The 11,881-nt window shown below is 33.8% G+C and carries 9 protein-coding genes and 2 pseudogenes; 5 read left to right on the top strand and 6 right to left on the bottom strand.

Going from position 1 to position 11,881, the window contains the following annotated elements; all coding sequences use genetic code 11:
• Positions 1–83: 83 nt before the first annotated feature.
• The 3 genes and pseudogenes from ACQH3L_RS04100 to ACQH3L_RS04090 all read right to left on the bottom strand — a co-directional run bounded on the left by ACQH3L_RS04100 (position 84) and on the right by ACQH3L_RS04090 (position 4,922).
• Positions 84–2,561 (bottom strand): hypothetical protein, encoded by a 2,478-nt coding sequence (locus ACQH3L_RS04100; protein WP_208571758.1) that lies wholly within the window; start codon positions 2,559–2,561, stop codon positions 84–86.
• Between the two features lie 251 nt (positions 2,562–2,812).
• A pseudogene (locus ACQH3L_RS04095) lies at positions 2,813–3,541 on the bottom strand (IS5 family transposase).
• A gap of 103 nt (positions 3,542–3,644) precedes the next feature.
• Positions 3,645–4,922 carry an adenylosuccinate synthase gene (locus ACQH3L_RS04090; protein WP_425384642.1) on the bottom strand — a complete coding sequence of 426 codons (1,278 nt, stop codon included), beginning with the start codon at positions 4,920–4,922 and terminating at the stop codon, positions 3,645–3,647.
• A gap of 180 nt (positions 4,923–5,102) precedes the next feature.
• On the opposite strand from ACQH3L_RS04090, the gene ACQH3L_RS04085 reads away from it, so the two are divergent.
• A complete protein-coding gene (locus tag ACQH3L_RS04085; RefSeq protein WP_174515883.1) occupies positions 5,103–6,707 on the top strand; it encodes a hypothetical protein in 1,605 nt (534 codons plus the stop codon).
• A gap of 51 nt (positions 6,708–6,758) precedes the next feature.
• Here ACQH3L_RS04085 and ACQH3L_RS04080 read toward each other — a convergent pair whose 3' ends face one another.
• Positions 6,759–7,175: a GNAT family N-acetyltransferase gene (locus ACQH3L_RS04080; protein WP_083250453.1), complete on the bottom strand. Its 417-nt coding sequence runs from the start codon at positions 7,173–7,175 to the stop codon at positions 6,759–6,761.
• An 8-nt stretch (positions 7,176–7,183) separates the two neighbouring features.
• Entirely contained in the window at positions 7,184–7,894 is a 711-nt protein-coding gene (ccmC, locus tag ACQH3L_RS04075; protein WP_010962525.1) for a heme ABC transporter permease CcmC, read from the bottom strand.
• A gap of 135 nt (positions 7,895–8,029) precedes the next feature.
• Between ccmC and ACQH3L_RS04070 the strand changes: the two genes are divergently transcribed.
• The 4 genes and pseudogenes from ACQH3L_RS04070 (at position 8,030) to ACQH3L_RS04055 (ending at position 10,568) form a co-directional block, all read left to right on the top strand.
• Positions 8,030–8,860, top strand: coding sequence for a pyruvate, water dikinase regulatory protein (locus tag ACQH3L_RS04070; RefSeq protein WP_425384641.1), 831 nt, complete (start codon positions 8,030–8,032; stop codon positions 8,858–8,860).
• 49 nt (positions 8,861–8,909) lie between these two features.
• Positions 8,910–9,038 carry a type B 50S ribosomal protein L36 gene (gene ykgO, locus ACQH3L_RS04065; protein ID WP_006279631.1) on the top strand — a complete coding sequence of 43 codons (129 nt, stop codon included), beginning with the start codon at positions 8,910–8,912 and terminating at the stop codon, positions 9,036–9,038.
• Between the two features lie 49 nt (positions 9,039–9,087).
• Positions 9,088–9,402, top strand: a complete 315-nt coding sequence (locus ACQH3L_RS04060) for an FtsB family cell division protein (RefSeq protein WP_425384640.1) — start codon at positions 9,088–9,090, stop codon at positions 9,400–9,402.
• Positions 9,403–9,481: 79 nt separating this feature from the next.
• Positions 9,482–10,568: pseudogene (locus tag ACQH3L_RS04055) on the top strand (IS3 family transposase).
• Positions 10,569–10,625: 57 nt separating this feature from the next.
• Here ACQH3L_RS04055 and ACQH3L_RS04050 read toward each other — a convergent pair.
• Positions 10,626–11,708: an efflux RND transporter periplasmic adaptor subunit gene (locus ACQH3L_RS04050; RefSeq protein WP_425384639.1), complete on the bottom strand. Its 1,083-nt coding sequence runs from the start codon at positions 11,706–11,708 to the stop codon at positions 10,626–10,628.
• Between the last annotated feature and the right edge of the window lie 173 nt (positions 11,709–11,881).

Here is an 11,881-nt window from a genome sequence, read left to right as displayed (position 1 = left end):
TAGTCTACTATAGATTTTAAATTATTATCAACACAAAAGACCTTTTGCGCCCCACTTAAGTTGCAACTTAACCCCAACCATCTTCACAATGATACCCTACCTACGTTTCTACTCTCTGCCACCTTCTCAATAGAACTTATAGGACTTATGTTGAAAGATAAATCATTATCACAATTTTCTTCATCGCTATCAAGTCCACTATCAACGCTTAAAGATCTGAGTAATGTTGTCTTCTCTCTCAGTGGAACATAAGACTCATTATCAACGCTTGAAGATTTGGATAACCTTTTCTTCTGTCGTGGAGCATTACCAGACTCATTAGAAATTTCTCCCGTTAATTGATTGTTGAAGCTCCTTTGTTCATCAGCACGAATTTTTTCTTCCAGTCCATCAAGCATTCCTACCAATTCATCACCCCATTCATTTTCTTCTTCTAATAATTGTTTACACTTTTCTTTCTCACGCTCTAGCTCGTTTCTTAACTCTTCGACTTTATCTTCATCTTTAGTGAGTTCAAGTGTAAGCACCTTATCTCCTGGAAATTCCTCGTACTCGTTTTCTAGTTCTTCAATGTTGAGTTTTAGTCTCTCTTCTCCAAGTGTATCTTGTAAATCGCTATCCTGCCTATCTGATTCTTTAATCTTTTGCTCAATTTCTACTTGTACCTTATATTCCTGATCTAATTCTCTTAGCTGATCTTTCAAGCGCTCTTTCTGCTGGCGTCGTTCAACCATTATCTGTTCCGCATCTTCTCGTGCTTGATTTAGCTCTTTTTCCAAATTCTTCTTTCCTGCATTAACAATTTTCAGCTCTTCCTTTAGCTTTCTTTTTTCTTCATATACACCTTTAAGTTCTTGTGCTTTCCCTTGTAGCTCTTTTAACACACCTGCTAATTCTTCATTTTTTTGTGCCAGTTCAGTTTGCAATTCCGTGTTTTTTTGCTCCTCTTTTTCAAACCTGTCTTGTAAATTGCTATTCTGCTTCTCTAACTTTACAATTGTTTGATTAGCTTCTGCTTGGGTTGTTTCTAGTTTCTCCTGTAGTCGCTGATTTTCTTGTATTAATTCATGGTGCTTTTTATTTATCACTTGCAACCCTGCTTCTATTTTTTGCTTCAATTCAACAGCTTCTTTTTTCAAATTTGACATTTCTTGCTTCAATTCAACGTTTTTTTCGGACAGCATCTGATTATTTAAAATCAATTCATCCATTTGTTGTGAAGCAAATTCTGTCTGAGTTCCAGTGTGCTGTAAATTGACTTCCGTTTTAGTTTCGATTTGTTGTGAAGCAACTTCTGTTTGAGTTTCAGTGTGTTGTAAATTGACTTCCGTTTGAGTTGATGCATTGCTATTAATAGAAGGAGGAAGGCTATTGTCAGCATCAACTTTAGGGTCTAATTCCCCTTCTGGTTCCTCGCGATAGGCCGCTATAGACTCATTTTGAAAATTATTATTAGCAGTAGGTACAACATCAGCAGCCTTACCTTTTTCTAGTACAGCATCATATAAGGAGAGACCTTGAATATATAATTCATCGTTTTGCTTTATTAATTCTAAGATCTCATCCGATAGCACAAAATCTTCATCATTAAATTTTAGTACTTCAGTTATGCCATCGCTACTCACATTCATAATCATGGTACACATTTCGGATCCATCCTTTACAGGCCAAGTGCTTTTCATTTCATAATATGCGCCCTCTTTAAATTCATAATATCTTTCCTTACCTTTCCGATGAGAGTGTATTTCATGTTTTTTATTGCAATAGATATTCAGCTCTTTAATATCTTTCTCTTGCTGTAAAATGTCACTAATCCTGGTTTGCTCACTTCTATTGTAATTAATAAGATTGATATTCAAAACTCTATGAGTGTTATCAGTTTCTGTGTAATAAGCTCGAAACTCTACGCCTTTCTCTCCAAGATATTTACTTGCAGCTTCTTTTCCCTGCTCTGCCAACTTTATGCATTTATCTATATCTTCCTTAAAGCTCTTATTAGCAGACTCTGTTACTGCTTTATCTATGTACGTTTTTTTAAAATCTCCATCATTTATTAGGTCATAAAAACTCCACTTATCCCCAAAAGCCCTCTGCACGTAAGTGAAATTCTTTTTTTCCTTTAGTTTTCCTAAGAACCACACCTTTTCTTTCAGATTTTTTAGTTGAAAGCTTACCCTTGCCTTTACACTAGAGTTTTTGGCAGGAATACTAACTTCTTCTAATTCTTTAAGTAATTTGTTATTTTTTATAATTGAGGAGCAAAACTTTACAATAGCAGAATTTGCAAACGAAGGATCTTTTTTTATATCTTCATCAATAATTTCTTTAAAACGTGCAAATTGAGGTAGAACATAAAAATTGATTATTTCTTTTTCTGATCTTGTTTTATTAGCATAAGAGATATCACCTAATTGTGAATATAACTCTTTTAATGTATAGTAGATAAGCGTAGAGTAATAAACCTCCCTATTCAGTGAAGTTGGTCCAATACACTTTTCAAGTTGATCACCTGTTTTTCCTGCCTCTGCTGTTTTTTCTTCTTTAGCCAAACTTCCAATCATAATACACCTCCTTAACTATATTTATATTATACCAATTAACATATATTAAAAGAAATCAAACTGTATAACCTCGCCCTACACTAACTTTTATGATTACTTAATTGTGTAAAAATAACTGCAAGTGTTAAACTTGAGCTTTTATTTTTCATTATACATTTCTTACTACATGTTTATACTGTTGTCTTGCATAATAGACTATTCGAAGTTACACAAGTATTTTTTTTATTAGATAAGAGTTAGTAAGAGCCTGTTCATAATTTTTTCAGAAGTAAGGCAGTGAAAGCCAGAACTACCATTTGTAGGCTAGTATTGAGTTTTCGCTCACAATTTTTCCACAATCTTCTACATTTTTCTAACCAAGCAAAAGATCGCTCCACAACCCATCTTTTGGGCAATACAACAAAGGAACGTAATTCATTTCTTTTGATCACTTCAACGGTTGCACCAATAATCGTTTTTATTTGAGTTACAAAATTCTCTCCAGTATAGCCTGCATCAACCAGTACATTTTTAACTCCCGAGAGGTTTTCTTTTGCATTTTCGACCATTCTCACAGCACTGCTACGGTCAGTTATCTCTGCTGTTGTTGTATAAATTGCATGCTTGCGTATCTACTGCAATACGGCCCTGAAATCTTCTTGCCTGCATCATAGCTTCAGCAGTATCTGCATTTTTTATACTCTGTGCATCAATTATGCAGAAGCTTTTCCGACCATTGTTTTGTCGCAATTATTTTTTTTTAATACCAGCTCCAGAACACTTTCTTTATTTACATCTGGTTTTTCACTCCACTTCTTAAAATAGTCGTAACAATTGCGCCATTTTGGGAACTCTTTTGATACCATTCTCCACTGGCAACCACTTTTTAACACGTATAACACTCCACAAAATATATCATGTAAATCAAGTGTCCTTGGTTTTGTCTTCTTTCTGCAAGATTCCAGATCTGCTACAATAATCTCAAACTTTTCTCGACTTATGTCACTTGGTTATAAACTTCGCATATCCTACTTTATATACTTTATCCTCTCACTTTATCTCTTTTTTGAGATTACGTACAGGCTCTAAGATACAAAGACGTTTTCAGAAATCTTTAAGCTTAATAACATCCTCTCTCTTTGGACTAGTTGAGAGTAGATGAATTGGTACACCTATTAATTTTTCTAACCCTTCTATATATTTTATTAAATTGATAGGCAATGTTTCAATCGACCTTTTACCTTGAGTGTTTTCTTTCCAGCCAGGAAACTCTTCATATATTGGCTCTAATTCCCCTTGTATTGAATGCGATGCGGGTAAATAATCATACATTTTTCCGCTATACTTGTAACCAGTGCATATTTTAATTGTATCAAAAGAATTAAGCACATCTAATTTGGTTAATACAATGCTTGAAACTCCAGAGAGTTGTACGGCCTGGCGCACTAAAACTGCATCGAACCATCCGCAACGCCTTCTTCTATTGCTCACTGTTCCAAGTTCCTTACCTATAGTAAACAAGCTATCTCCTACTTCATTTTTCTGCTCAGTAGGAAATGGGCCATTGCCCACTCTTGTTGTATAAGCTTTTACCACACCAATAATGTAAGCATTGGAGGATAACCCTGAGCCTGTTATTGCTTGCGATGCTACAGTATTACTTGAAGTAACAAAAGGGTAAGTTCCGTGGTCGATATCTAAAAATGCGCCTTGGGCACCTTCAAATATTATTTTCTTACCTTCTTTCATCAAGTCATTTAATATCTTCCACACAGGTTTTTTATATGAAAGAATTTTTTCTGAAATCTCTTGAATTTCCTTTAATATTTCTTCTTTTTTAACCACCTGGTAGTTAAGGCCTTTCCTGATAGCATTGTGGTAATTCAAAAGAGTATCCACTCTTTTATTGAGCTCATCTGCGTTTTCTAAGTCACAAAGGCGTATAGCTCTCCTTCCAACTTTATCTTCATAACATGGCCCTATCCCTTTGTTTGTTGTACCAATTTTGTGATTTCCATTTAAATCTTCAAATAGCTTTTCCTTGTCCTTATGTATGCTAAGTATTAATGGACAGCTCTCGGATACCATCAAGTTGTTATAGTTTACGTCTACTCCTTTAACTTTCAATGACTCTATTTCTGAGATTAGAGCGTGTGGATCAAGAGCAACGCCATTTCCTATGATAGATATTTTGCCTGGCCTCAAAACAGCAGAGGGCAGTAAATTTAATTTATAAACCTCATCATCTACTACTATAGTGTGCCCTGCATTATTTCCTCCCTGAAATCTCACAACTACATCTGCATTCTCAGAAAGATAATCTACTATTTTACCCTTGCCTTCGTCACCCCATTGCAGACCAACAATTACAATGTTATTCATCATTATTTTCTAGATTAATACATAAATATTAATGCAGTACGCTACAAATGGAAAGAGAAATCTACGCCTTTCCTACACCCCTTAAATAAAGAAATATACTGTCGATTTTCTTAATATATTACCAAATTATTCATCATTATATGATATAACTTACAGCATATTTACAGTAAGGTGTTATTTATGAAAGAGACAAAAGGAAAAAATAATAAGAGTCCAGTAGTTAGATTAAAGGCCACAGCTAAAGAGTTCAATTTTAGTAAATTAAGAGCAGATCAAGATAATAAATTAGCGAATTCCGGTGAAACAATGTTCTTAGATTTTCAAAGGATGAATTTTATTATTAACGGAAAAGAAATAGATAAAAATCTTATTATTGCATTTAAGGAAGGAGCTAAGCACCGCAAAAGCGAACTTTTTAATAGTGATGATATATATAATGACGAAATATTTAACAAAAAAGGAACAAGAGAAATAGATACGGATCATGGCAAAGCTTTTGTTGCTTCAGTACTCGAAGATATTGAGAAAGAGCTTGTAAGTAATGCATTGGGTGAGCTATGGAAAAATCACTGTGAAAATTCCAAAACTGCCAATCATCAAAAAACCGATTCATATAAGAAAGAATTTGAAGAATTTTACAATGCTGGCCAAAGGTATATCCATCTATTACCAACAGAGAAAGATGAAAACAAGGATTACCGTTCCTTTGCAAAAGAAGTTTTCAAAAAAATGTTCAGATACGCTGGGGCAGAAGTTCCAAGTGATGCTATTTTAGAAGAGCTAGTTACCAATTGTAATCAAGCAGGGTATGAGGCTGCTCCATTTATACAAACCCAACTTGCACTTGGACAGTCGTTCATAGTAGAAAATCCTAAAAAAGTAATAAATATTGATTGTGCTAACCAAAATAATGTGAGAATTAGATCTGATATGAGGCTACCAATACTCTCTGTTAAAAATCAAGTTATGCATGGCGATAAGATATGTAATCTGTCTAGTTCATTGGAATTTACAATTGAATCTCACAATGGTGAAGACTTTGTAACATACAGAGATGGTAAATTGTCACTTACTATTCCTAAAGAGTTAAAAAATTATAAAGATAATGGCAAGAGCTTGTTTGACATTATTAAAGAATATTTTCAGAAATTCTGTGCAAAATTAGGATTTAAACCTGAGACAAAAATACAAATAGAGCATGGCTTCGGTGCTCAAAGTAACTATTTAGATGGTACAATATCAACCACAGGATCAGATGCAAATGAAGAATTTATCAATCTTTTAAGCGAAAATCTCAGAGAGAGGTTATTGGGGTCAGGAGTTGCTCTAGAAGATGAAGATGTTGATGATGTTGTTGAAGTCAGAGTATCTACCGTTATAGATCTATTGAGTGATTATGCTAAATTGGAAGATAATAAAGAACACAGAGAGTTATTAATAAGTAAAGTAGCAGATAATTTAGGACTTTCCACTCAAGATAAAACAGCACCAGAAGTATTGATGGAATTAGGCTCTTTACCTTCTTTGACAAAAGGTCAGGTTAATCATAATCAAGTGCAGTCTGTTGTAAATACTTTTATTAAGTTAATTATTGAAGGGAAAAGCGAAGTATACAAAAAAGGAGGTGCGATTAATGCAATTGATGCAATTCATAAGGAGATAGATAAGGCAATTGTTGAGCAAGAAAAAAAAGCAACCAACAAACAAGATATAGAAAATGATAAATGGACAGATAGAATCAAAAAACAGAATTATTCTGCGGAATCACATGAACATTTACCTTAAAGATATTAGTAGGCTCTTTAAATATTTTAGAGTTCATGGTTACAACGGTTGCTATTTTACAGTGCATCTCACAACACTTTCTTCAAAAATATACATGTTAACATACCCTGGACGTACAAGATCACACTTATACCCAAGCTTTTCATAAAATACTTTCGCTTTTTGAAAATTCATGGTTGCAACGGTTGCTATTTTACAGTGCATCTCACGACCATAATCATGAACTTCTTCCATTAGCTGCTTTCCCATACCTTTTCTTCTATAATCAGAGTGCACCCAAAGCAAGTCAGTGTAAATTGAACCATAGATAACAAAACCGCTACAACCTACAATAATTTGTTCAGTATCATCGCGAATAAAAAAAGCAAATGGGTTACACGTACCTTTATCAACGGTTTCTTCATTAATCTTTTTGAGTAGGAATTCAATGTCTTTGCTACTTGGTGATGTGGTGTGTTCTATTTTCATCTCTCGGCCTAATACCGCATACTGATTTCTCTCTTTATCTTATATAAATTAATTAAGTAAAGTGAATACAGTATCCACACTACTAAAAAAAATGTGGCACAAAACATAAACATTGCAACCAGTGGCAACAGCAGGGAACTTTCTATTGCTATTCCACCTTTTCTCAAAATGCTTGCTGGCTGATGGAGAGTGGACCATAAATTCACGGAAAATTTTACTATAGGAATATTTATAGCACTAAAGATGGCAAATACTGCTGCTGATTTTTCTGCCCTCGCTTCATTATCAAAAGCGCTCCACAATGAAAGGTAGCCAACATATAGGAAAAATAAAATCAGCATTGAAGTAAGCCTTGCATCCCATACCCACCAAGTGCCCCAGGTTCCTTTTCCCCAGATGCTGCCTGTGATTAAGCATATTGCCGAAAAGACTGTCCCTGCAGGAGCAGCAGCATGTGCCAAGACACTAGCAATGCTATTGTTCCATACCAATGAAATGAAACCAAGTGATGCAATTAATCCATATATTCCAAGAGCAAGCCATGCAGAAGGCACATGAATGTACATGATTCGTACAATTTCTCCTTGTTTATAATCTTCTGGAGAGAAGAATAACGCCAAAGACATTCCAATTAAAAAACATGCGAAACAAATAACCCCAAGCCAAGGTAGAGCTTTCTTAGAAAAATAAGAGAAATTTGTAGGCTTTAATAAAAACATTCGTTTTGAGAATAATTGTGTTAAGAATTTACCAATTAGTTTGAGTTTTATCAACAGGATAGTTTTTCTATATTTACGTAGGTCAACAAATTAGCATAATTTCAGTAGCAGATTGCTAGCTATTATTTTTAGTATATGACCCTTAAAAAGCTTAATCTACACTTAGTATCAGATTCAAGTGGTGAAACTGTTATATCAGTTGCAAAATCAGCTCTGAAACACTTTCGTTCTGTAGAAACGATCGAATATGTTTGGTCTTTTGTAAAAGGAGAAGAGCAGATTGACAAAATTCTGGAGGAAATTAATAGGAAAAGTGATGAGCATAATTTTGTTATATGCACTATTACTGATGATGAGCTAAGAAAATATCTAAAAGATAACTGTATAAAGTTGAAAATTCCCTATAGAGCAATATTATCACATATTATTAGAGAAATTTCGTCTTATCTTGAAATTGAAAAAGACGAAAAGCTTGACTTGCATACTGAGATAAATAACGAATATTTTCAGCGCATTGAGTCAATAAACTACACTATTAATCATGATGATGGACAAAATATTCAAGATATTGATAAAGCAGATATAATTTTGGTTGGAGTTTCACGTACATCAAAATCTCCCACCAGTACGTATTTAGCTTACCGAGGCTATAAAGTTGCAAATATTCCTTTTGTTAGTGGAGTACCCTTTTATGTTGACTTGGCAAAATTAAAAAATAAACTAACGATAGGGGTAACAATAGACGTAAGTAGGCTAATAGAAATACGCAAAAATAGACTTACTTCAATTAACAACGAAGATAATAATATATATGCTAACCCTGAGAAAGTAGAAAAGGAAATTAAAGAAGCAGAGGAGCTCTTTAAACAGAATAACTGGCCAATTATCGATGTCACGCAAAAGTCGATCGAAGAAGTATCAGCAACAATTATACAATATTTTAATAAAATGTTATCAATTGACTAACTCTTGATAAGTGATTATAATGTAAAGTAATTTAATTCTTACTATAGATATGAAAGTCAAAGGGTCGCTAAAATCTCATCGTAACAGAGATAAAAATTGTAAAGTTGTGAAAAGGGGTGGTAAGATTTACATTATAAATAAGGTAAAGCCAAGGTGTAAAGCGCGTCAAGGTTCTTAGCTTTTTGTTCACCTTTTCATGTTATATATTTTTTATATGTGAAAGTACGGTGCTTATATCTAAAAAGAAGCAAAAATTACTGTGTTTAAGCGCAGCCTTACTCATTTCTTCCATTACATTATATTTCAGCATTAGCACAATTACAGGTAAACGTGGCTTATTGACGTTAATCGATTTAAAAAAAGAAATCGAGTACAATAAACTTTTGCTAAAGGATGTCTCTTCTGAAAAGGAAAAGTTGGACAACAAAGTATTTGGCTTATATGAAAAAAGCTTAGATTTAGATCTGCTTGATGAGCAAGCAAAAAATGCTTTAGGTTATGTGAACCCTAATGAACTTATGGTTGTTCTTGACGTGGAATAGCAGTAGTGACCTTACCCAGAAAAAGTGGAGAGAAAGAAAAGAGTTTTTTTGGGTAAAATAAAATTTTGGAGGATTAGAAATGGTAAGAGAATATACAGCAGAATTCAAATTGGAAGCTGTTAAACTGGCAAATGAACAAAGAAAGGCAGGTCAAACAATTACAAAAACAGCAAAGGATTTAGGAATAAAGGGTGGTTTATTAGGAAAATGGATAAAGAAACACAACGAAAAAAAGTCGGCAGCAGATGCATTTCCAGGTAGAGGTAACATGGCTCCTTACGACAAAGAGAGGTTTGATTTACAAAGCAAGAGTAACAAGGGAAAGAGACATTTAAAAAAAAGCCCTGGCCAGTCAAAAAGAGTAAAATATTTTTTTATATAGTAACTGCTATAAAGTACAGGAATTATGTAGGATTTTCTGCTAGTGGCTACTATAAGTGGACCACAAGAAAAATAAGCAGTAGAGAATCAGCAAATAAAGAGCTACTCGCAGCTATTCAAAAAATATATCAAGTTTCTAAATGTAGATATGGAGCTCCTAAAATTCATGCTGAATTGAAGGCTTTGGGTAAAAGTTGCAATTTGAAAACGGTGCAAAGTATTATGCAGAAAAATGACATCAGGGCTATACTGAGAAGAAAGTTTAAAATTAAAAAACAACAAACAGATAATAGAGCTGTAGCTCCCAATATACTAGATCAAAACTTTATTGTTGATCAACCAAATAAAGTATGGGATTACTTACATCAAAACCAAGGAGGGATGGCTATATTTGGCAGCAATAATTCTCACGTATGGTAGTTAATGAGTAGTGCAATAAATAAACAATTGGTTATGAACTCTTTATTAATGGCCATTAATAGGCGTAAACCTGTTAAAAATCTACTGCTGCACAGTGACCAAGGTTCACAATATACTGCGCAAGGGTATCAATATCTCTTAGCTGTAAAGAATATAGATGAGTAATAAAGGCTGTTGTTACGACAATTCTGTTGCAGAAAGCTTCTTTAGCTCATTGAAAAGAGAAATACTTATTGATACTTCACAACACTCTGCTCAACAAACTAGAACTGCAATATTTGAATACATAGAAATTTTTTATAACAAACAACGTCACTATTAACTATTGCATTCCAGAACAATTTGATGCATCATTCTTTTTGTAAAAAACATTCCACACTTTCTCTCCACTTTTTCTGGGTAAGGTCAAAGGATCTTATGTCTTAAACCTTATCACCAGGCTTAACAAATAGGTGGCACAATACTATTAACTTTATGGGTTTATCTTCGTTATTTGCTACTATCCAAACCCCATCGCTCTCATGATCAACAATTTCTATTGGTGCAAATACTACATAATTATTGTCATCAACAATCTTTATTCCAAGAGCACCCTCGTCACTTAAGCTCAGGGCTGAAGAAGGAACTTTATATGCAAATCTTTCGCCTGAAGGTAGCCTTACGTTGGCAGTTAGTCCCTGCAAGGATATCATTTTATTATTAGTTACCTTTACTTCTACCCTATAAGACCCAGTTTTAGGCTCAGCAATTTTACTAATAAAACTTACTTCACCTGCCAATTCTTTTCCGTCCAGCAAATTAATTTGAGCTGTGCTGCCTAGCTCTATTTTATTTACTTCATTTTCCGAAACGTATAACACTACAAGAATTTGATCGAAATTAACCACGTCAGCTATTTTTTGCCCAGCATTAACAAAATCCCCTTCGTTTGCATTGATTTTATCAATATAACCATCTATAGGAGATGTGACTGCAGTATTTTCTAAATCCAATTCTAGCCTTTTTAGGTCAGCTTTTGCACTTTGTAACGCAGTAAAAGCTGCTTCTACTTGTATTTGTGCCCCATAGCCTTTTTTATTCAGTTTGTGAGAGGAATCATACTCAATTTCACGCTGCTTTAATAAAGCTTTGGCTTTCTGAGCTTGCTCAATCCTGTCATAATCTTCTATCTTTAACACTACATCATCTCTTTTTACCTTTTCACCATCAGGTAAATAAATAGCAATAATCTTACCACTTATTTTTGAGACAAGGCTAGCTCTATGTAAGGGTTTTACTGTACCAGAAAAATTTAAATATATAGTGCGGTTTTGCGGCGCACATTCTTGAGTTTTTACTGAAAAGCTACTAGTTGCATTATCGCTATGAACCGCCTGATCTTTTTTTAAAAATGCACTGCTGATAAAAAACAGTAGAATAAAAGCAATACTGGAAATGATGATTACTTTATTTCTCATCTTTAAACAATAGAATTTGTTGATCAATCTTGTTAGAAACAACTGCATAAATTTTCGAATCAGAAATGTAAGTATAATACATGTACCATTGTCACTCCATAAATAGTTTTATATGAGAACAAACACAAGATTTTCCTACAATAAGTAAGTTTTTTATTGCTAAAATGCAATTTTTAATCGAATAAAATTGCAAACAAAGTTGTGCATAAGACTGGATTTAA

Source organism: Wolbachia endosymbiont (group A) of Sturmia bella (assembly GCF_964030905.1).
GTDB classification, from domain to species: domain Bacteria; phylum Pseudomonadota; class Alphaproteobacteria; order Rickettsiales; family Anaplasmataceae; genus Wolbachia; species Wolbachia pipientis.
The sequence above is the reverse complement of the archived record's forward strand: the minus strand, read 5'-3'. Positions and strand labels throughout refer to the sequence as shown.